This window comes from Alkalihalobacterium sp. APHAB7 (assembly GCF_048323755.1).
In the GTDB taxonomy this organism is placed as follows: domain Bacteria; phylum Bacillota; class Bacilli; order Bacillales; family Bacillaceae_F; genus Alkalihalobacterium.
Genome location: NZ_JBLWFS010000027.1, coordinates 16,041 through 37,868 on the forward strand (window position 1 = coordinate 16,041; position 21,828 = coordinate 37,868).

Consider the following 21,828-nt stretch of genomic DNA (forward strand, 5'->3'; position numbering starts at 1 on the left):
CAATTTGTTAAAAAGCAGATGGTTGAATTTCTATCCGGAAGGTGTTCCTGAGACATTAGAAATTCCGTCCATATCCGTCTATCAATTGCTAGAAAGAACGGCAATTGACTATCCCGATCAATTAGCGGTGATTGATGAAAAGAAAGAATGGACGTACGAAACGTTAAAAAAGTATACGGACCGATTTGCAGTAGCTCTTCATCAGTCAGGTTTTCAAAAAGGGGATAAATTAGCGGTGATGCTTCCGAATTCAGCGGAATATATCATTTCATACTACGCAGCTCTTCGCTTAGGTGGAATCGTTGTTCAAGTGAACCCTCTGTATCAATCCAGCGAGCTTGAATACTTATTTGAAAATTCTCAGGCACGATGGTTTGTCGGAAATGATATCCAGCGACCTAAAATCAATGCGCTTCCAAACGTGGATATTATTAGACCGATTTACGTTACAAAGGAAATGGTATTCGAGGGCGAGCAAAGTTTTTATCCAATGATCCTTGAAACGAACCATGTTGATCTTCCAGAAGTAGACATTGATCCAAAAGAAGATGTCGCCGTTTTGCAATACACAGGGGGAACAACAGGACGCAGCAAAGGCGTCATGCTTACACATTATAATCTCATCGCGAACGTGCATCAAAGTTTTGTGTTTTCCGATGGCTTTTTTGAAAGGCCCGGTGAACGGATTTTAAGTGTCACCCCGTTTTTCCATGTGTATGGGATGACAGGTGCGATGAACTTAACCATTTTTGGAGCGGGAACGATTATTTGTATGAAACGATTTACGATTGAACAGACGTTAGAGTATATGGAAAAGTATCGACCTACCTTCTTTCCCGGAGTACCGACGATGTATATCGCCTTACTCCGGCATCCTAGGGCATCCAAAGAACTGTTATCGAGCATGAAAGTTTGTAATAGCGGGTCTGCGCCAATGCCAGTTGAAGCGATGAAAGAATTTGAAGCCAAAACCGGTGCAGCGATCGTTGAGGGCTACGGTCTTTCAGAAGCAGCGCCAATTACGCATCGAAATCCAGTGACCGGTCTAAAAAAAGCTGGGAGTATCGGAATTCCTATTCCTAACACTGAAAGCAAAATCGTAGATCGTGAAACAGGAACAACTGAACTACCTCCTGGTGAAGTGGGTGAGCTCATCATTAAAGGTCCTCAAGTGATGAAAGGCTATTGGAACAACGAAAGTGAAACGATGATGGCCATTCGGGATAAATGGTTATACACCGGTGACTTAGCGAAGATGGATGAAGATGGTTATTTTTATATTGTTGGCCGGAAAAAGGATTTGATTATCGCTAGTGGGTACAACGTATATCCAACAGAAGTAGAGGATGTTTTGTATCAACATCCGGCCGTTTCAGAAGCTTGTGTATTCGGTGTCGCGGATGCCTACCGCGGGGAAACGGTGAAAGCGGTCCTTGTTTTAAAAGATGAGGACTTAACGGTCACTGAAGCTGAAATCGTCGATTGGTGCTCAAAACGTTTAGCCGCTTATAAAGTTCCTAAACAAATTACATTTAGAAAAGAACTACCGAAAACTGCTGTCGGAAAAATACTAAGACAAAATTTAATTGCTGAAGAAACAGCCTTACATACGAAGGGGGAAATCAGATGAAGATTGATGATTTGAGGAAAATAAGTGTCATCGGCTCTGGAGCGATGGGTTCGCAAATTGCGATGGTTTGTGCGCTATCAGGTTACCAAGTAACGTTACAAGATATTCAATTCGAAAGCTTGGAAAAAGCAAAGGCTCTCTTAAACTCTCAAATGAACAAACGGATCGTAAAAGGGAAATTAACAGAACAAGTAGTAGAAGAAGCATTTGCTAGACTTTCCTTTACAACTGATTTAAAAGAGGCAGTCAGTGACACCGATTTCGTTATTGAAGCGATTGTTGAGAAATTAGATATCAAAAGGCAATTGTTCGCGCAACTAGATCAACTCGCTCCTCCTCATACGATTTTAGCTACGAATAGTTCGACCATTGTCAGTTCGGAAATTGCTCCTGCGACGAACCGTCCAGAAAAAGTTTGTAATATGCACTTTTTTAATCCAGCACTCGTAATGGATCTCGTCGAAGTTGTTCAAGGTCCCCATACTTCAGATGAAACAGCCGAAATCACGATGGCTCTCTCGAAACGTCTGAACAAAACGCCGATTCTTTTACAAAAAGAAATTAGCGGATTTGTTGCGAACCGAATACTAGGAAAAATAATGAATGAAGCCATTTATTTACTAGAAAATGAGATTGCTACTGCCGAAGAAATCGATTTAGCTTGTACGAAAGCTCTCAATCATCCGATCGGCCCCTTTGCTTTGATCGACTTAACCGGATTAGATGTTCACTATAATGTCCGAATGGAGAGGTATGCGAAGTCTGGTGATGAGGCAGATAAACCATCTTCATTAATCGTAGAAAAAGTAGAACGAGGAGAACTCGGAAGAAAAACAGGGCAAGGCTTTTACGCTTACAATTAATTAGTAATGTTGAAGGGGGAAGTCGGAATGACCTATCAAAATCTGATCGTCTGAAAACGGGATTAATGATTGAAAAACTATCACAAGCGATCCTATTCGCTTCCGAAGACAAGGCAGAGGGGACAAAAGCCTTTTTAGAGAAACGAAAACCGAACTTCATAGGATCATAAAATTTTCAGGTAAGAGGTGGGACATGATAAACACCATTGCAGTTATTGGAACAGGGACGATGGGACGAGGGATCGGCTATGCAGCGGCATTAGCTGGTTTCCAGGTCCATCTCTATGACATAAATGAAGAATCTTTAAAAGAAGCAGAAACCTATATCAAGACTCAACTAGAAAAAGCTCTTTTAAGAGGTTTGACTACGGAAAAAGATGCTGACCAAGTGTTGAATAAACTTTTATATACGACCGACTTACGCGTTGCTGCAGAGGAAGCTGATCTCGTGATTGAAGCAGTACTCGAAGTGATGGATTTGAAAACAAAGATCTTTAGGGAACTCGATGAAATAACAGCACCGCATACCATTTTAGCAACGAATACATCCACCATGAGTCCTACAGAAATTGCTGCCCAAACGAAAAGGCCAGACCGGTGCATTGCGATGCATTTCTTTAATCCCGTTCCTAAGATGAAATTAATTGAAGTGATATGCGGGTTAGAAACGTCGGAAGAGACGATCGAACGTGTAATGGAAGTCGGAACACAAATGGGAAAAGAATGTGTCAGAGTCAATGAATTCCCTGGTTTTGCGGTGAGTCGAATGAATTGTCTAATTGGCAACGAAGCGATGAATATGGTTATGGAAGGAGTCGCAACCGTTGAAGATGTCGATAAAGCGATGAAGCTCGGTTTAAATCATCCAATGGGTCCATTGGAGTTAGCGGATTTAGTTGGACTCGATACGCGGCTTCGAAATATGGAATATCTGCACCAAACACTTGGCGAGAAATATCGCCCATGTCCAATTTTAGTGAAGTATGTAAAGGCTGGTCGACTTGGTAGAAAAACAGGGCAAGGATTTTATTCGTATTCATAAGGTGGGAGTCAGATGGATTTTCGATTAAGTGAAGATATTCAATTTTTAAAGCGAAACATACGCGACTTTATTAAGAATGAAGTCGAACCATTAGCGATGCAAATTGAAGAGGAAGATGAAATTCCTTCTTCTATTGTAGATATGTCAAAAGAGTTAGGGCTATTTGGATTAAGTATCCCTGAAGCGTACGGCGGACTTGGGATCGGAATGGTAGGAAAGTGTGCCTTATATGAAGAAATAGGAAAAACACACAATGGTTATACAACTCTCATTGGCGCTCATACCGGAATTGGGACGGTCGGTATAGTAGAAATGGGCAATGAACAACAAAAGAAAAAGTACCTGCCTCCTATGGCACGAGGAGAGATGATTGGTGCCTTTGCGTTAACAGAACCAAGTGCAGGTTCACATGCGACCAATTTAAAAACAACCGCTGTAAAGCAGGGAGATAAGTACATTTTAAATGGATCCAAACATTATATAACGAATGCCCCGATTGCAGACATTTTTACTGTCATGGCTGTAACTGATGCATCCAAAGGAGCAAAAGGGATCACGTCATTTATTGTAGAAAAAGATTTTCCTGGGTTTAAAGTTGGCGCCATCGAAAAGAAAATGGGGTTAAAAGGTTCTCATTCAGCTGAACTCTTTTTTGATAACTGTGAGGTTCCTGTTGAAAATGTGTTAGGTGAAGAAGGACAGGGGTATGTGAATGCACTTAAAATTCTCGCAAATGGAAGAGCTGGCCTAGCCGCAAGAAACTTAGGGTCTTGTCAAAAGCTATTGGATTTATGTATGGAATTTGTGGAGGAACGGAAACAATTTAACGTCCCCATTATCGAGCATCAGGCTGTGGCTCATATGTTAGCTGAAATGGCGATGGAAATCGAGGCGCTTCGTTCCTTTACATACCGTGTCGCTTGGATGGTGGATGAAGGAGAAAAATTGATCAAAGAAGCCGCGATGTTAAAGCTCTTCGGTTCCGAAGTTTACAACAGAGTCGCTGATAAAGCGGTCCAAATTCACGGTGGCATTGGCTATATTGCGGATTATCCCATTGAACGATTTTTTCGGGATGCACGGATTACCCGCATTTATGAGGGGACATCTGAAATCCAAAAGAACATCATCTCAGCTCAACTACGAAAAGAATACCGTTAATCACCAAGTGAAAAGGGGGAAAATTGAATGACCGACATTGTGATTGTAAGTGCCGTTCGAACAGCAGTAGGACGTTTTGGTGGATCGTTAAAAGGAGTAAATTCAGGTACGTTAGGAGCCATTGTTATCCAAGAGTCCTTAAAAAGAGCTCAACTATCTCCTAATCTAGTCGATGAGGTTATTTTAGGAGAAGTTCGGCAAACGACTGAGTCATCCAATGTGGCCCGAGTAGCGTCCTTACGCGCGGGTGTTCCGGATACAGCAACTGCATTTACAGTAAACCGGCTATGTGCTTCAGGAATGCAGGCGATGGTTTCAGGCGTGCAACAAATTTTATCAAAGCAAGCCGATGTTGTAGTTGCGGGAGGTACGGAAAACATGAGTAGAGCCCCTATCTATTTAAGAAACTCTCGTTTTGAAGAAGGGAATCCGAAATTAATAGATTCCAACTTGGAAAATGGCCAACAACCACAAGAGGTCTATGGAAGTCATTTAGGCATGGGGATCACCGCTGAAAATGTGGCCGAACGATACAACATTTCAAGAGAGGCTCAAGATCAATTCGCTTTTGAAAGTCAACAAAAGGCAGCACAAGCCATTGAAGAAGGTCGTTTTGTTGACGAGATTGTTCCTGTTGAAATCAAAGAGAGAAAACGGAGTTTTACATTTGCACATGATGAATTCCCAAGACCAGGAACAACGACTGAGTCATTATCAAAATTAATACCTGTTTTTAAAGAGAACGGTACTGTAACAGCAGGAAACGCCTGTGGTCGAAATGATGGAGCAGCGGCGGTTGTGATGATGTCGTCGAACAAAGCGGAGTCGTTAGGTTTAAAGCCGCTCGCACGTATTGTCGATTGGGCAACAGCCGGTGTGTCTCCTGAAGTGATGGGAATTGGGCCAGTCCCAGCTATTGATAAATTACTTAAACGCACCGGAATCAACTTGAGCGAAGTCGGAATAATCGAACTGAATGAAGCATTTGCCGCACAAGCTCTTGCTGTTATTCAAGAAGCCAACCTAGACCGGGAAAAAGTGAATGTTAACGGGGGAGCGATTGCCCTTGGACACCCTCTAGGTGCGACAGGTTGTAAGATCATAACGACGTTGATCTATGAAATGCAGTTAAAAAACGAACAGTATGGAATCGCGACCTTGTGTGTTGGCGGGGGACAAGGAATGGCCATTTTAATTGAAAATGCAAGTTATTAATTTGCTTTTTTATAGTAATTCATCCCTCTCTTTTTCTACTAAAAAACTTTGTAAGCCCTTACATTTATAGGTTTTCTAGATGTGTTGTGACTGAATATTGATGAGATCAAGTCTCAAAGAAAAGGAGAGTTGCGAATGTTAGCAAAAAATCTAAGCCATGAAAATAAGGTTGTTGAAGTCGAAAAACCGAAGAAAAAAGAAATGTGGGCCTATGGTGTTGGCAGCTTCGGTATCTTTGCTGTTTGGAGTTTAATGGGATCTTTTTTAACCTATTTCTATACAGATGTAGCGGGAATTGCAGCCGGAGTCGTTGGTACACTTATGTTAGTAGCTAGATTATTTGATGGTTTTACCGATTTAGGCATGGGTTCATTAGTCGATCGGACGAAGTCAAAATACGGAAAAGCAAGACCGTGGATCTTATGGATGTCCGTTCCACTTGGGATCATGACGGTTTTACTGTTTTCAGTACCTGATGTAGGAACAACAGGGAAAGTCGTCTACGCCTATATAACCTACCTATTATTTGTCTTTGTGTACACGGCTGTCTCGATTCCATATAAAACATTACTTGGAGTCATGACGCAACACCAGCATAGTCGGTCTTTATCCAATATTTATGCGGCCATTTTTATTTTAACCGGAAATCTCCTTGTCGTTACATTAACCCAACCGTTAGCAGCAAAGATCGGGTGGACGATGCTCGCTGTTCTATATGGGGTTCTTACCATAGTCTCTCTTTTTGTAACATTTGCTTTTGTAAAAGAAAGAGCTTCCGTCGTTGTTCAGGAAAAAGATAGTGAAAAAATTCCGTTTAAAGCTGGATTTAAAGCATTGTTTAAAAATAAATATTGGTTAATCATTACTGGATTCTGTCTCACGTATTACGCAACAATCGGTTTAACGCAAGGAGGAGCCTTGTATTATGCTCAATACATTATTGGGAATATTAATTACTTTCCATTGATTGGCCTATCTTCAGCCTTACCGATGCTAATTGGGGTATTATTCCTCGGGCCAATCGTTAGAAAGTTTGGAAAGCGTAATGTTGCTTTAGTTGGTGCCCTTGTCTTTATTACAGGACAAATGATCAAGCTCATTGACCCTACAAACTTGATGATCTTTTTATCAGGTCACGTATTAGTAGGTTTTGGTGTAATGCCTGGCATCGCTTTAATATTTGCTATGATTAATGACACGATTGAGTATGGTGAATTAAAATCAGGATTGAGAACAGAAGGACTGATCAATAGCGGGGCGAGTTTTGGAACAAAAGTAGGTACGGGTATCGGTCTAGCGCTTATTGGTTGGTTACTAGGATTTGGCGGATATATTGGAGGCGCCGCTGAACAATCAGCTTCAGCCATGACCATGATCCTCGCATTAAATCTTTATATTCCACTCGCTCTAGGAGTCATTCAAGTTATCCTCCTTTGGTTATTTAAAGTGGATAAACATTACACAGACATCCTTGCACAGCTTCAAGCGCGTAGAGATGGTGGGAATTAAGTAGTCACTAACATGTCAATGAAAGTGTCCGCATTTTTTCATCTGCTTCAAAATGGGAACCGGTGGATCTTCCGGAGTGAACTATTTGAAAAAAGTAATAGACCAGCGCATTTTCCCCTGAGTTGTGGGATTTGCGCACGGAATTATAAAACTTCATGATCGTAAGAAAAAAGACCGCTGTTGTGCGGTCTTTTCATTTTTGGTCGTGTTCTAGACGATGATAAGTACAATTAGATGCGAAAAAACGGTTCTAGAGTGGAGTTAGGTAACCGTATTCTCATGTTTCCGTAATATTATAGACAAAACTTTTAATGAGAAAAACTTAAGAAGTGCAGTTAAAGTAAATGTTCACCAAATAGCAACATTATTTGTGAAGTTCTTCACAATTCCTTTAAATTTAAATAGTATTTTTACTTCAAGAGCAATAAGATCAAAAAGATGATATAAAAGGCAGGGGTTACAACATGAGAATTCAACCATTTCTAATTTTTATTGGCGTTGCACTGTTGATCATTATTCTAATAGGGTGCTCGACGAATGACCAAAGCGCGTCTGTGAGTGCAGACTCAAAAGACTCTAAAGACTCTAAAACCGAGTTAATCCAAATTGCTTCGTTTGCTTTGGAAGGATGTACTGGTTGTGACAATGTAAAAGAGATTCTATCAGAATTAGAAGAAGAATTTACAGATTTGAATTTTATCGAGTATAACGTAATTCATGATGTAGATGTTGTGAATGACTATGGAGTAAAAGAACACCCGACAGTATTATTTTTGAATAGTAATGGTGAAGAGTTAAAGAGATTAGAAAAAGAGCCAGACCTTAATCCGTACAGGGAAGCGATTGAGTATTTAAAAACAAATGAGGTTGACCCTATCATTCCACAAAGCAATACCAATCAAGAAAATAGCGTATTGATTTCAATTTTTGCTGTGGATGATGCTGACGGAAAATATGTAGAGATTCCTAGATTTGTTAAATATAACTCTGAAGTTCGCTATCCTCGTATCTCTGCCATTCAAGAACTTCTAGCAATCAAAACCGAATTACCAGAACAAGTATCAAGCCCAATACCAGATGACGTTAAATTTGATCAGATCGGCGGGGCAGATGGAGTGACAATTGTTAGAGTGTTAAACGATTTCGATCAATATTTAGGAACGACTATTGGACAACAAACGGAAGAATTAATTGCACTCACGCTATTATCGTTTGATGGTGTAGAAAAAGTCCAAGTGGTTACCGAAACATATGAGGGAGATATTCTAACTGAGGAATTATTACTTAAGAAAAAATCTAAAAACCAAACATTCTTATTTGAACATGATGATGAATGGATGCCAATCATCGGTGTGGATGAATACAACACAAATATTTTACATCAACAAGATTTAGAAAAAATCCCTTGCTTTTGCGGGTGTGGGGAAATCGGCCATACAAGTAATCACAACTGTTTCTTCACCTACAATGAAAGTGGACAAAGAATGTTAGAAAAGCACGGGGAGTTTTGTCAAGTATGTTTAGATTTAACTAACATTTACGTAGAGTTGAAAGACGAAGGAAAGACCCTTCAGGATATAAGAGAATATATTGATCGTATGTTTGAAGGTTATGTCCCGACAGAAACACCACAGCCTTAAACTAACAGGGTAGCTATTAGAGATGATTGAATTTTGTCTCTAGTAGCTACCTTTTTTGTGGAACCGTTTTTTAAAAAGTAAAATATTGCAGTGGTTTATGGAAAACTTTATTAAAAATTTTATATAAAAACATTTAATTCCATTTTGTACTGTTACTAAAAAACAGCGTTAATATAGGGTTTTTGCTAAAAAATTAAGCTTGACTCTTTAACCATGTAAAGAATTTAAGCGGTAATGTAAGCGCTTGCAAAGGTGATTTTATTTTAATATCATACAAATTAACGTGTATTTTATTTTGAATTTTCAGTAATTTATGGGAGGTTTTTGTCTATGGCTAAAAATGTATTTGAAGTGAACAAACAGACAGAGAATGAAGTGTTTCCAGTGGAAAGTATTCATCACCTAGAATTATACGTAGGAAATGCTAAGCAGGCGGCTTTTTTTTTCTGTAACGCCTTTGGTTTTGAAATTACATCTTATCGAGGTCTAGAAACGGGTAGTCGCGATCTCGTCTCATATGTTCTTCAGCAAGAAACGATCCAATTGGTTGTAACAGGATCTCTGAAAGATGATACCGAGGTCGCATCTTTTGTAAAATTACATGGCGACGGCGCAAAGGATATTGCTTTAAAAGTTTCAAGTGTCGATCAAGCCTATGAAGGTGCAGTTAAGCGCGGGGGCATTCCGATACGAGCGCCTTGGACAGAAAATGATGAAAACGGCACAGTGAAAAAAGCGATTATCGGGACGTACGGTGACGCCATTCATACGTTAATTGAAGTCGTTGACTATAACGGTTGTTTTTTACCAGGGTATCAAACGTATGAAGGAAATAACCATTCCACAGCAACAGGGCTCGTCGGCATTGACCATGTGGTCGGTAATGTGGAGAGTATGGAAGAGTGGACAACGTATTATGAAAAAGTGTTTGGCTTTCAGGTCTTAAAACATTTTGATGATGAGGATATTTCTACAGATTATTCAGCTCTAATGTCGAAGGTAATGACAAACGGAACAGGACGAATCAAATTTCCGATCAACGAACCCGCAGAAGGTAAACGAAAATCGCAGATTCAAGAATACTTAGATTTTTACAATGGACCAGGTGTCCAACATCTAGCACTACTTACAAATGACATTATTTCGACCGTAAAAGCTTTACGGGAAAACGGAATTGAATTCCTTGATACACCCGCTACTTACTACGAAGACCTGAGTGCGCGTGTCGGTGACATTGATGAAGATTTAAAAAAACTACAAGAACTTAGTATTTTAGTAGATCGTGATGATGAAGGCTATCTGCTGCAAATTTTCACAAAACCGATTGTTGATAGACCGACACTCTTTATTGAGGTCATCCAGCGAAAAGGAGCAAGAGGCTTCGGAGAAGGAAACTTCAAAGCCCTATTTGAGTCCATTGAACGGGAACAAGAACGACGTGGAAATATTTAATCAGTAACACGGTATAGATATAAAGAAGGGGTCTTAAAAGGAGATAGTAGTGGCTAAAGAGAGCATTTGATAAGGCAAGTATGAGATTCCTCTAACCAATGTGAGGGAGAGGGAGTGCTTGCGCTAGAGGAAAATACTAGGAGATCACGCTAAACAAAAAGGGTATTTGGTGTACCCTTAAGGAAAAGGTTAGGATGATCGAACAACGAAAGCGATAAAACTTGATATAGGAGCCCATTCTGACTGTTCAAACTAAGGAGTAACCAAAATGACACAGATTTTTATCTTCCGTTACTCCAAAGATTGATTAAACAAACTAAAGGAGGGAGGACTAATGGTAAAAGAGAACAACCGTAGTGAAACACAAAAGCAAAATTCTAGCACACTGCAGTTCTTTTCAAACCTAATTGATTACGCAGGACTATTCCCACCAGCGCAACTGCCATTAGAGCAGGCGATCCATAATTATGCCTCGTATCAAAAGGATGAGGATGCGTGGATGCTAGGTCACTTTATCATTCCTGCTAGTAGGTTAGAAGAGCTTGACCCTTACATGTCTCTTTTTTCAAAGAAAAATCCTTTACCTGTTTCAGCGATTGGACAAAAAACCGTTGACAGTGAACAATGCCTTGAGCGGCTTGCTTTTGACTTAGAAAAAATTCAATCATTTCACAAGAAGCACGGAGAAGTTGCGCAAGTCAAAGTATTGGAACTGCCGATTCCCCCTGTTGTACCTAATCGTCAGCTACTTCAAAAAATTTCAAGTTTTATAGAAAAGTACAGTTTACAACTGTTTTGTGAAGTAACGGTGCCACTAGATGAACAATGGTATCAAAAAATGCTTCTTACATTAAACGAAATCGCCATCCACAATAATAAGGACGGTATACGTATGGGCTTGAAACTCCGTACAGGTGGAGTTACTGCTGATGCATTCCCAACGCCACAACAAGTAGCAACCGTCCTGCACGCTTGTGCTGAGCGGGATATTTCCCAGAAGTTCACCGCGGGCCTTCATCATCCAATCCGTATGTACCGAGATGAAGTGAACACCTCCATGCACGGGTTCCTAAATATTTTTACAGCTGGGATGCTTGCACGAACGAACACATGCAGTGTGGAGGCTCTTGCTGAAGTGATTGCAGATGAAGACCCATCTCATTTCACATTAACTGAAGAAGGAGTGAGTTGGAAGGGGCATCTTGTCAACGTCCCTGACATTAATTACGTTCGACAGTATGCACTATGTTCGTACGGAAGCTGCAGCTTTGATGAACCGCTAGAAGACCTGCGAAAGCTGAATATGATCTAGTATAGGAGGGGCTTTTATAGATGTTGAAATCTTTTATTCCTGTTGAGCCGGACTCTCATTTTCCATTACAGAACTTACCCTATTGTATATTTAGGCCTTTAGATGGCGGAAAGCCCCGCGTTGGTGTCGCTATCGGTGAATACGTCCTAGATCTTTCTGTAGTAGAAGGTGCTGGGCTTTTAAAAGGTACCGGTTTACCTGAAGAAGCAATTTTTGCCGAACCATCTCTTAATGCGTTCATGGCATTAGGAAAAGACGTCTGGAAAAAGGTACGGCGGAAACTACAATCTTTATTACATGAAAAAGAACCGACTTTACGAGATCAAATGGAGCTTCGGACAGCAGCAATACGAAAACAGAGTGATGTGGAACTCCTATTACCCGCACAAATCGGCGACTATACAGACTTTTATGCCTCAAAGGAACACGCAACCAATGTCGGGACGATGTTTAGAGGAAAAGAAAATGCGTTAATGCCAAACTGGACACACTTACCTGTCGGCTATCACGGACGATCTAGCTCAGTCGTGATCAGTGGCACAGATATCCACCGGCCAAAAGGACAAATGAAACCGAAAGATGTGGACGCACCACTTTTTGGGCCGAGTCAACAACTAGATATCGAGCTTGAAATGGGCTGGTTTATCGGCCCTGGAAATGAACGGGGCAAACCGATTTCTGCCGCTTCTGCTGAAGAAGAAATATTCGGGCTCGTGTTAGTAAATGATTGGAGCGCCCGCGATATTCAAGCATGGGAGTATCAGCCACTCGGACCGTTTTTATCAAAAAGTTTCGCGACCTCGATTTCTCCGTGGGTTGTTCCACTTGAGGCGCTTGAACCATTTCGTACGGAAGGTCCAAAACAAGATCCAGCTCCTTTACCTTACTTGCAAAAAGAGGGACCAAGTACGTTCGATATTCATCTTGAAGTCTATTTAAAAGGTAAAGAGATGGACCAACCCCAAAAGATCATTTCTACCAATTTTAGTTATCTGTACTGGAGTATGGCTCAGCAAATTGCCCATCATACGGTAGCGGGATGTAACCTCCGACCAGGTGATTTACTCGCATCCGGTACGATTAGTGGTTCGAATAAACATGAGCGTGGTTGTTTACTAGAGTTAACATGGCGAGGATTAGACCCGATTGAGCTAGACAATGGAGAACAGCGAGTGTGGTTAAAAGATGAAGATGAAATTACGATGACCGGTTGGTGTCAGGGAAACGGGTATCGGATTGGATTTGGAGAAGTGACCGGGCGAATTCTTCCAGTCCTAATATAGTAGTAGTAAAACACGTCATAGAAGGAGGGTTTTACCGTGCCATTTTATAAGCAAATGGGAGACATTCCTCGCAAACGCCACACGATGTATAAAAAGGAGGATGGAACGTTATACCGGGAGCAAGTGATGGGAACGAAAGGCTTTTCGGGTATTCAATCCATTTTATATCATCATTATCCGCCGACAAGTATCGTTAAATCCGAGCTATTAAAGGATTGCAGCGTTCATTACGAGGGTCAAGCTGATTTGGCTCACCGTCATTTTTACTCTCATCAATATACGGAAAAAACGGACGCTGTTATGGGAAGGCATTATTTGCTAGGTAACGAAGATGTCCTCATTGGCGTCGTAAATCCGACAGAGCCGATGGACTTTTTTTACCGAAACGGAGACGGAGACGAAGTGCTGTTCGTTCATTACGGTACAGGGAAAGTCGAGACAATGTTTGGCACGTTAACGTATAAACCTGGGGATTATATTGTCATTCCGATCGGGACGATTTACCGTGTCGTACCAAGCGAAGGGGATGCCAAATTTTTAGTCATTGAAACGAATAGCTGGATTTCCACACCGAAGCGCTATCGAAATGCACACGGACAACTACTAGAGCATAGTCCATTTTGTGAGCGAGATTTCCACGGTCCAGAAACATTAGAAACGCATGATGATCAAAACGAATATGAAGTGAGGACGAAGTCAAGAGGGTTTATGCACGCTCATACATTTAATCACCATCCATTAGATGTGGTTGGTTGGGACGGCTACTTGTTCCCGTATATTTTTAATGTCGATGATTTCGAACCAATAACAGGGCGCATTCATATGCCGCCGCCGATCCACCAAACGTTTGAAGGAAACAATTTCGTCATTTGTTCGTTTGTTCCCCGTATGTATGATTATCATCCAGAAGCGATCCCAGCGCCATACTTCCATAGCAATGTGAACAGTGACGAAGTTCTATATTATGTCAAAGGAAATTTCATGAGCCGCAAAGGCATTAGTGAAGGGTCGATGACCTTACACCCGTCAGGTATTCCGCACGGCCCTCATCCAGGAAAAATTGAAGCGAGTATCGGGAAGAAAGAAACACTTGAACTTGCCGTCATGATCGACACGTTTAGACCGTTACGCGTCGTCAAACAAGCCCAAAACTATGAAGATGTCGAGTACAAATATAGTTGGAAGTAAGTTCATGGCTGGAGTTAGGCAGAAGATGAGGCTTCATAGAGTCCTAACTCCTAGTTAGGGCAAGGCGCAAGATCGATATCGGCGTAAATCGCAAAATATCGGCGCAACTTTGATTTTATCGGCGTAACTTCTGATATATCGGCGTACTCTAGATTTATAAATCCTAAACTCTCACTATGTTATGCGAAGTCTAAATTACTCATTAAATGACACTTTTTAGCACACCGCATCTTTCCATTAAAACATTCTCTCAAGTGAGACGTGATGCGAAGAATGACGCTACAATTTTACTGTGTAAGCCAAAACAATAATTTCTACTTCGAGCCAAAACTTATATCTAAAAGTACCTTGGCATGGAAATTCTTCAAAACTACATTTACAATTGAAAACAAGCGTGAAAACTATTTCGCAAAATTAGGAGGATGACTGTGCAAAAATTAACCGAACAAGAATTGCAGCAATTTTTAGAAAGCCGTCAAGGATGGCAGTTAGTCGATGAAAAATGGATCGAGAAGAAATATCGGTTTAAAGAGTATCTCAATGGAGTCGATTTCGTCCAAGAAATCGCCAAGGCATCAGAGGAAATCAATCATCATCCGTTCATTGCGATTGATTACAAATTAGTCCGTGTCCGGTTATCTTCATGGAAAGAAAATGGGATAACGCCGTTAGACACAAAACTAGCAGAACAGTATGACGCCATCTATGAAACAATTAAAAATGTTTGACATATTGATATTAAACCGATATGTTATTATAGTATAATGCTTTAACGCTAAAAAGCGTTGGCGTATGTTTCAGAAGGGTGTGAAAAAATGGCAACGAGAACAGTACCAAAACATTTAAGGAAGTATACAATAGAACAAAACTACGATAGCTATACAGCGATCAATCATGCGGTGTGGCGATATGTCATGCGTCAAAATCACCACACATTAAAAGACTTGGCGCATGAAGCTTATACCGAAGGATTACAAGCATCGGGAATCTATACTGAAAGAATTCCAGATGTGAGTGAAATGAATCAATGTTTAGCTCCTTTTGGATGGGGAGCGGCGACAATCGATGGTTTTATTCCTGGCGTTGCCTTTTTTGAATTCCAAGCGAACGGCATCCTACCTGTCGTAGCAGAAATTAGAAAACTAGAAAATATTCAATATACACCAGCTCCTGATATGATCCATGAAGCGGCTGGGCATGCACCAATACTATGTAACGGAAAGTACTCCGAGTACGTGAAGCTATTTGGAGAAATCGGTAAAAAAGCGATTGCAACCAAAGAAGAGCATGACGTGTTTGAAGCAGTTCGTCATTACTCCAATCTCCTGGAAAAAGGTGAAGCGACGGAAGCTGAAATTGCAGAAGCAAAAAAGCAAGTTGACGAAAAATCAAAACTAATAACAGGGGTTTCTGAAGCTGAGAAAATCGGTCGTTTATACTGGTGGACCGTTGAATATGGCTTAATTGGTACTCTAGAAGATCCGAAAATTTATGGTGCAGGGCTGTTATCTTCTGTATCAGAAGGTGGTAACATCTTAAGCCCTGACGTTAAAAAAGTTCCGTTTGACCTTGAAACGATCATTCAAACAGGCTTTGATATAACCAAACCACAACCACAATTATTTGTATGCACTGACTTCGAACAATTAATCGAAGGCCTCAAACAGTTTGCTGAAGAAATGGCCTTTATGAAGGGCGGAACAGAAAGCCTAGAAAAAGCGATCCAGTCGGCAAATGTGGCCACAGCTGTCTACAGTTCAGGTCTACAAGTTACTGGGGTCATTAACGATATGATCACAGATGACAAAAATGACCCGACTTACATTAAGACATTAGGCCCAACAGCATTAGCTTTCAATAACCGTCAACTTGATGGTCATGGAACAGAAACTCACCAAGATGGGTTTGGTGCTCCTGTTGGCAAGTTAAAAGGTACGAGCAAGCCCCTTGAGGCCTTAACAGAAAATGAACTTAACGAACTCGGTATTGTTGCTGGTCAACAAAGTGAGCTCCATTTTGAAAGTGGAGTTGAAGTGAAAGGTATAGTAACAGCAATCACCAAGCAAGACGGAAGTATCGTGCTGATCTCGTTTAAGAATTGTTCGGTTACATTAGGCGAGCAAGTACTATTCGACCCAGCTTGGGGTATGTACGATATGGCGGTCGGCGAAAAAGTGACTTCTGTGTTTGCAGGAGCAGCCGATGGTGAAGCGTACTATTCGGATGATGAAGAGACGACTAGCAAAATTACACATAATCAAGAACAAACTGAATTAGATGCGTTATACCAAACCATTCGCGATATAAGAGCGGGTACTTCTGAAAACCCAACTACTGCGATTGAAAAAGTAGCGGAAGAGCTTCAAACCCAATATCCAAATGATTGGCTATTGCGCTTAGAAATCGCCGAAGTTCTGCATCATAACGAGTGGTTGCCAGAACTAGAAAAAGCAATGTTTGCTGACCTAGAATCCTTGAGCAAAAACAACAGCCAACTAACATCACTGATCGAAAACGGCCTAAACATCTACAAAACCACAATATAAATAAATATACGGGTACCAGGCACCTTTACTACAGTACTGTAGTAAAGGTGCCTGGTACCGTTTTTTTAGAATAATCACAGTTAGAAATTACATACTAAACAAAAAATGGTGGTGAATATGAGGATGAAGAAGGTAATCTTTTTAACAATAACTACCTTAATCTCTTTTGTTATGTTAGGCTGTGGAGCAGATGTTGGTACCAATGAGGAGATAGTGAATGACGAAGTCACTCATGAAGAAACAGTAGAGTTGGAAGAGACCGTTGGAGATGATCCAACGACAGCCGACGAACTAGGACAAGCAACAGCGCTCGGTCATATCCTAGAATTTGAATTAGAGATAGATTTAGTTAATGATGATGAAATTGATATGGAATACAAACAAAAAAATGAAGAAGAATCAGCTGAAGTAGAAACCAAAACTGCAGAGGGAAAACGAGAGAAAAGAGGGAGAGAGGCAATAGAAGAAATACAAAACCTTGTTTCGGAAATAGCACTCGACGCTAATACGCATCCTAAAGAAGCAATGGAGCGGATTTTAGCGACGTTGAACATCTCAAGTCATGATGTTAGGAAATTGGAACTTGAAGTTGACTTTACTACAGGTGAAAAACTTAAAGGAAATATTTAATTAATTAACTATTTTCTCTCAATAACGCTTAAAATGAATATAAGAAATACAACGCAGCGGTTCTTAGAGACATTACTGTGTTTTTTACTTTTCTAAACTAAACAAAGTAACACAAATGAAATTAGCACTTTACAGCATTAAAGGTACCTGGTACCGGAGGGAGAGGGAAAAATGAGGGAGTTAACATCACTCGACATGGTCGAAACATTTTTAAAAGAACATCGATTTAGTTTTATATATGTTTCTCGTACGAATTGTGGAGTTTGCCATGCGTTACTACCGCAGGTGAAGGAATTGCTGCAACAATTTCCGCTTATCCAACTAGGGTTTATCAACGCGGATGACGTCGAAGAAATTGCTGGTCGATTTTCGATTTTTACAGTGCCTGCGATGATTTTATTTATTGAGGAGAAAGAATACATCAGAGAAGCGAGGTTCGTTCACTTAGATGCACTCGAGGAGAAGATAAAAAAGGTATATACGATGCAGACAAGGAATGATGAACAATAATCACTTTCTTTTTAATGATAGATAGTCGTACAATGAAACATACTAAAGAAAAGGAGGGAAACCAAAATGACTGTTGAAATTGGCGAACAATTATACTTCGGAGATGAAGACAACGAAGAGCTGTATGAAGTACTTTATACGTGTGAATTAAAGGCGAAACACTATTTAGTAGCAGGTCTGAGCGCAGATCTAGAGGACCCAAACAAAGATCCAAACATTATCTCTTTCAGCTATACTGAAGACGAAGAAGGAACGCTTTTCTTTGATGAATTAAGCGACGAAGAATGGCAGCAAGTAGAAGCGAAATTTAATACATACATAGAAGAAGTGGGACAAGAAGGATAAATTTCCGCTGAGACAAGCCTATATTACATGAGTACAAGTCAACGATGATTTGTACTCTTTTTTATGAACAAATAAATAAAAAACAATCATTGTCATTCTAAAGAACTATGCACAAATCAGCAAAAAACTTTTCGTTCGACAAGATTCTACAAAATTATATAAGCATGTATAGTACTATAGAATTAAAATTAATTAGTGAATCAAAATAAATAAAAAATATCATGCGCATCTAATTAAAACTTAAAACGATCAAACGAAAATAAATCCAACTGGAGTATTTGGATTGGAGCGAACATCAATGGAATGGAAGAAACAACTATCGAAGGCTTTAGACAATTGGATTCATCTTTCTATGACTAAAGACCATTATACTTCGATTAGGGAAGAACTAAAAACGATTAAAGAAGACTTAAATGATGAATTGATCGTAATGATTGCTGGAGAATTTAAGGCCGGTAAGTCTACTTTTATAAATGCCTTATTAGGTAGTGAAATTGTAACATCTGACGTAACACCAGCGACTGCGGTTGTAACCAAATTAACATATGGTCAACAAAAGAAAGTTTTAGCTCATTTTTTAGACGGTACGATCAAGGAATACAATGAAGAATGGTTAGAACAACTAACTGCAGAACGAAGCGGAAAGTTTTCTCAGGTAAGACAACAACTTTCTTTTATTGAATTACAATTACCAATTGAATTGTTAAAGACATTTACCGTTGTCGATACACCAGGGTTAAATTCTAGCCATGAACACCATACATATGCTACGGAACGATTTTTAAAACGAGCGGATGTCGCCATTTGGTTATTTTCTTATCGAAATGTAGGTACGAATACAGAAGTAGAATGGCTAAGAAAATTATATGAACATAAAATTAAACCGATACCGATAGTCAACGGTATTGATATGCATGATGATGATGAAGGTGATCTAGAAGACGTTCTAGACTTTAATTACCGAAAACTTCATCCTCTCGTTGACCGCCTTATCGGTGTATCCGCTCGAGAAGCTCTTCAAGGAAAAATGGAAAACGATAACGAGCTTTTAGAATGGAGTAATTGGAAAGAAATAGACGATTTATTTAAAAGCTTTGAAGAGTTGGCAAGTAAAAAGGCAGAACGTATTTTTCAAAAACTAGCAGTTCCATTAAAACAATTAAACGAGCATTTATTAGAGGAGAAATCAGTACTTGCACTGCATCGCTTTCTTCCACTCATTCAATCATTAGTACAAAATGATGCTAAGCTGTTAGAAGCACTTCGTGAGAATACGAATAAACTCGAAGATGAAAGAAATGATATTATCAAAGCTTGGGACAAAAATTCCCCTAAGCATCAGAAAAAGTTTGAGGATGCGATTATAGGCATCGAAAGGTTACTTGATCATATATCACTAACAACCAAAGAACAGGATGGTTCTGATTCCATAAATAACAAATGGGATCATGAGATTCTTCCGGAAATCAATCAATATAAAAAAGGCTTTTCTAAATATGAAACTCAAATAGAAGAAAAGAAACGCGAAAGGCAAAACTTGCAAGAAGAGTGGGGAAAATTAGAGCAAAAAAGATATTTTAAAAAGAAAAAAGTTCAGAACTTCATCGCTAAACAGGACGAATTTAATCGTACGAATAAAATCCTTTCCACTCAGAAAAGGGATATAGCAAAAGGTCAGCAAAACCTACTGAAGTCTTTCGTTCTTTTAGAAAAAGAGATTAGTAGTTTTATCAACAATGATATATTAGGCTATTCTCAAGCATTAAAACAAGCAGTCAATGAATGGAATAAACAACTAGAGGCTAAACAGAAACATTATGACATTTTAACTGACGATGTGGTCCGTAATATTCAAACGTTTTTTGACTGGCTCTATCAATTTAAGGATAACGTCATTTATGAGGTACAATTTTCTGATCAAGAAATCACAAGTTTAATGGCTTATAAAGAGTGTGAATATTTACTGACGAATATTGCATCACTTCACGAGCACTTGCCATTAAAAGAAACTACGAAGTACTTACAAAAGCTTAGAACGTATGAAAAACAAAAAGTAAAAGAATACAAGTTTAATATGAAAAGTCTTGGTCCTTCTGAATTGTTCAAAAAAGTACCTCAAGAGCCGGAAACTCTAGTATATACGGCATCAAAGGAACTTGAGAAAATTTCTGAGAAACGAAGAAGTTTAGTAGTTGGATATGCTATTTTATTACTCGTAATCGGGGGCGGTGCAACCTATGCATTCACCAATGATTCAACACCAAAATCAGTTAAAGAACCTGCACCTATTACGTATACAGCTACGACCTCTGATGTAATAGAGGAAATGCCAGAGCCAACAATAGATGAGTTGTATAGTGGAGACGATTTTGCTAATTACTTAAACCAATTACATCACACGAAATCTAACTATAGCTACGCTGATGATTTTCCTTATGATGATTTTATGACAATGGCTGCATGGTACTCTTTTTATGATTATTACAACATCGTAATCGATGGGTATGCACAACAATTTGAAATGCAAAGTATTGAATACATCGACGAAGTTACCGCCATCGTTCAAACGAGAGAGTTGTATGAGGTTGATGGATTTGAAAAAGATTTTCAGTTGGTTTATACGTTCACTCTTTTAGCGGATGACCATTTAATCATTGAACTCGTATCTTACTCTTTACTCCATGAAAACGAATTAGAAGTCCCTGTTGCAGAGGAGGACATTGTGTCGTTCCTTAACGACTTCCGTACGGATTATTTTTATGCCTTAAACTATGAGGACTTCCGCTATGTGTCACCTTACTTGCAATATGGGGGACCGGCTTACAACGAGTTAAGCCAATATGTAAGCGATATATCTGGAAGAGGACTAACGTTTGATTCGGATTGGTTTGAAATTACAGATTTAAACAAAATTAGCACTAACCTATATGTAGGTACGTCGTATGAAGAGTTTACGTTTATAGATGCTGAAGGTCAAAAAATTCTTTATGAACGAATTAAAGAATATAAAGTAAAAGTAAATGTGGACAGGCGGTTAGAGATTCAAGACATTACCATCACGAATACGAAGAAGGAAGAAGTTATAGTGCCTACGGTTCACTACGTATCTTATTATGACATAACGGATTTCTTGAATAGTTATTACTATTACTTTGTTGAGGCTTTTAATGGACAAGGATTTAGTTATGTGGATCCATTTTATAGCTCTAATACCGACGAGTATAATGCAACAATGAATTATATTGATAATGCTTTAGAAAAACAAATGCATATGACCAATTACTATTTTGAAGTGGAGTCTGTCCACGAATATGATCCGACACACTATCAGGTAACCGTTTATATTGAAGATGAATATTTCTACCAGGATGGTTCCGGAGACTATAAAAAACTCTATGCCGACTATTTAGTAGAAGTAACTACGAATGGACAACTCTTTATTAAAGAACTACTCAACATTGACATCATTGAAAAGATTGACTATTAAAAAGTGAGGGTAAAA

The 21,828-nt window shown here is 39.5% G+C and carries 17 protein-coding genes and 1 pseudogene; all 18 read left to right on the forward strand.

Annotated elements, in window-relative coordinates:
* The first annotated feature begins 4 nt into the window (after nucleotides 1-4).
* The 18 genes and pseudogenes from ACNSTQ_RS19205 (at nucleotide 5) to ACNSTQ_RS19290 (ending at nucleotide 21,813) form a co-directional block, all read left to right on the forward strand.
* Complete coding sequence (locus tag ACNSTQ_RS19205) at nucleotides 5-1,630, forward strand: long-chain-fatty-acid--CoA ligase (RefSeq protein WP_418201397.1); 1,626 nt, start codon at nucleotides 5-7, stop codon at nucleotides 1,628-1,630.
* Nucleotides 1,627-2,493, forward strand: coding sequence for a 3-hydroxyacyl-CoA dehydrogenase family protein (locus tag ACNSTQ_RS19210; protein WP_418201398.1), 867 nt, complete (start codon nucleotides 1,627-1,629; stop codon nucleotides 2,491-2,493). Before ACNSTQ_RS19205 ends, ACNSTQ_RS19210 begins: the two co-directional genes overlap by 4 nt.
* Before the next feature lie 193 nt (nucleotides 2,494-2,686).
* Nucleotides 2,687-3,535 carry a 3-hydroxyacyl-CoA dehydrogenase family protein gene (locus ACNSTQ_RS19215; RefSeq protein WP_418201399.1) on the forward strand — a complete coding sequence of 283 codons (849 nt, stop codon included), beginning with the start codon at nucleotides 2,687-2,689 and terminating at the stop codon, nucleotides 3,533-3,535.
* 12 nt (nucleotides 3,536-3,547) lie between these two features.
* Nucleotides 3,548-4,696 carry an acyl-CoA dehydrogenase family protein gene (locus ACNSTQ_RS19220; RefSeq protein WP_418201400.1) on the forward strand — a complete coding sequence of 383 codons (1,149 nt, stop codon included), beginning with the start codon at nucleotides 3,548-3,550 and terminating at the stop codon, nucleotides 4,694-4,696.
* Between the two features lie 27 nt (nucleotides 4,697-4,723).
* A complete protein-coding gene (locus tag ACNSTQ_RS19225) occupies nucleotides 4,724-5,911 on the forward strand; it encodes a thiolase family protein (protein WP_418201401.1) in 1,188 nt (395 codons plus the stop codon).
* A gap of 135 nt (nucleotides 5,912-6,046) precedes the next feature.
* A complete protein-coding gene (locus ACNSTQ_RS19230; RefSeq protein ID WP_418201402.1) occupies nucleotides 6,047-7,420 on the forward strand; it encodes an MFS transporter in 1,374 nt (457 codons plus the stop codon).
* A gap of 40 nt (nucleotides 7,421-7,460) precedes the next feature.
* Nucleotides 7,461-7,569 (forward strand): annotated as a pseudogene (locus ACNSTQ_RS19235) (tryptophan 2,3-dioxygenase family protein); the annotation flags it as partial.
* 315 nt (nucleotides 7,570-7,884) lie between these two features.
* Nucleotides 7,885-9,060 carry a PCYCGC motif-containing (lipo)protein gene (locus ACNSTQ_RS19240; protein ID WP_418201403.1) on the forward strand — a complete coding sequence of 392 codons (1,176 nt, stop codon included), beginning with the start codon at nucleotides 7,885-7,887 and terminating at the stop codon, nucleotides 9,058-9,060.
* A gap of 330 nt (nucleotides 9,061-9,390) precedes the next feature.
* A complete protein-coding gene (gene hppD / locus ACNSTQ_RS19245) occupies nucleotides 9,391-10,512 on the forward strand; it encodes a 4-hydroxyphenylpyruvate dioxygenase (RefSeq protein ID WP_418201404.1) in 1,122 nt (373 codons plus the stop codon).
* A 334-nt stretch (nucleotides 10,513-10,846) separates the two neighbouring features.
* On the forward strand, nucleotides 10,847-11,824 hold the full coding sequence (locus ACNSTQ_RS19250) for a hypothetical protein (RefSeq protein WP_418201405.1): 978 nt from the start codon (nucleotides 10,847-10,849) through the stop codon (nucleotides 11,822-11,824).
* 20 nt (nucleotides 11,825-11,844) lie between these two features.
* The gene (fahA, locus tag ACNSTQ_RS19255) at nucleotides 11,845-13,107 is read left to right on the forward strand and encodes a fumarylacetoacetase (protein WP_418201406.1); all 1,263 of its coding nucleotides are present in this window, start codon (nucleotides 11,845-11,847) and stop codon (nucleotides 13,105-13,107) included.
* Nucleotides 13,108-13,161: 54 nt separating this feature from the next.
* Nucleotides 13,162-14,295, forward strand: coding sequence for a homogentisate 1,2-dioxygenase (locus tag ACNSTQ_RS19260; protein ID WP_418201428.1), 1,134 nt, complete (start codon nucleotides 13,162-13,164; stop codon nucleotides 14,293-14,295).
* A gap of 422 nt (nucleotides 14,296-14,717) precedes the next feature.
* Nucleotides 14,718-15,023 carry a 4a-hydroxytetrahydrobiopterin dehydratase gene (locus ACNSTQ_RS19265; protein WP_418201407.1) on the forward strand — a complete coding sequence of 102 codons (306 nt, stop codon included), beginning with the start codon at nucleotides 14,718-14,720 and terminating at the stop codon, nucleotides 15,021-15,023.
* Nucleotides 15,024-15,110: 87 nt separating this feature from the next.
* Nucleotides 15,111-16,841 (forward strand): aromatic amino acid hydroxylase, encoded by a 1,731-nt coding sequence (locus ACNSTQ_RS19270; RefSeq protein WP_418201408.1) that lies wholly within the window; start codon nucleotides 15,111-15,113, stop codon nucleotides 16,839-16,841.
* A gap of 123 nt (nucleotides 16,842-16,964) precedes the next feature.
* The gene (locus tag ACNSTQ_RS19275) at nucleotides 16,965-17,471 is read left to right on the forward strand and encodes a YusW family protein (RefSeq protein WP_418201409.1); all 507 of its coding nucleotides are present in this window, start codon (nucleotides 16,965-16,967) and stop codon (nucleotides 17,469-17,471) included.
* A gap of 171 nt (nucleotides 17,472-17,642) precedes the next feature.
* Nucleotides 17,643-17,981 (forward strand): thioredoxin family protein, encoded by a 339-nt coding sequence (locus ACNSTQ_RS19280; protein WP_418201410.1) that lies wholly within the window; start codon nucleotides 17,643-17,645, stop codon nucleotides 17,979-17,981.
* Nucleotides 17,982-18,047: 66 nt separating this feature from the next.
* Complete coding sequence (locus tag ACNSTQ_RS19285) at nucleotides 18,048-18,326, forward strand: DUF1292 domain-containing protein (protein WP_418201411.1); 279 nt, start codon at nucleotides 18,048-18,050, stop codon at nucleotides 18,324-18,326.
* Between the two features lie 298 nt (nucleotides 18,327-18,624).
* The gene (locus tag ACNSTQ_RS19290; protein ID WP_418201412.1) at nucleotides 18,625-21,813 is read left to right on the forward strand and encodes a TcaA NTF2-like domain-containing protein; all 3,189 of its coding nucleotides are present in this window, start codon (nucleotides 18,625-18,627) and stop codon (nucleotides 21,811-21,813) included.
* Nucleotides 21,814-21,828: the final 15 nt, after the last annotated feature.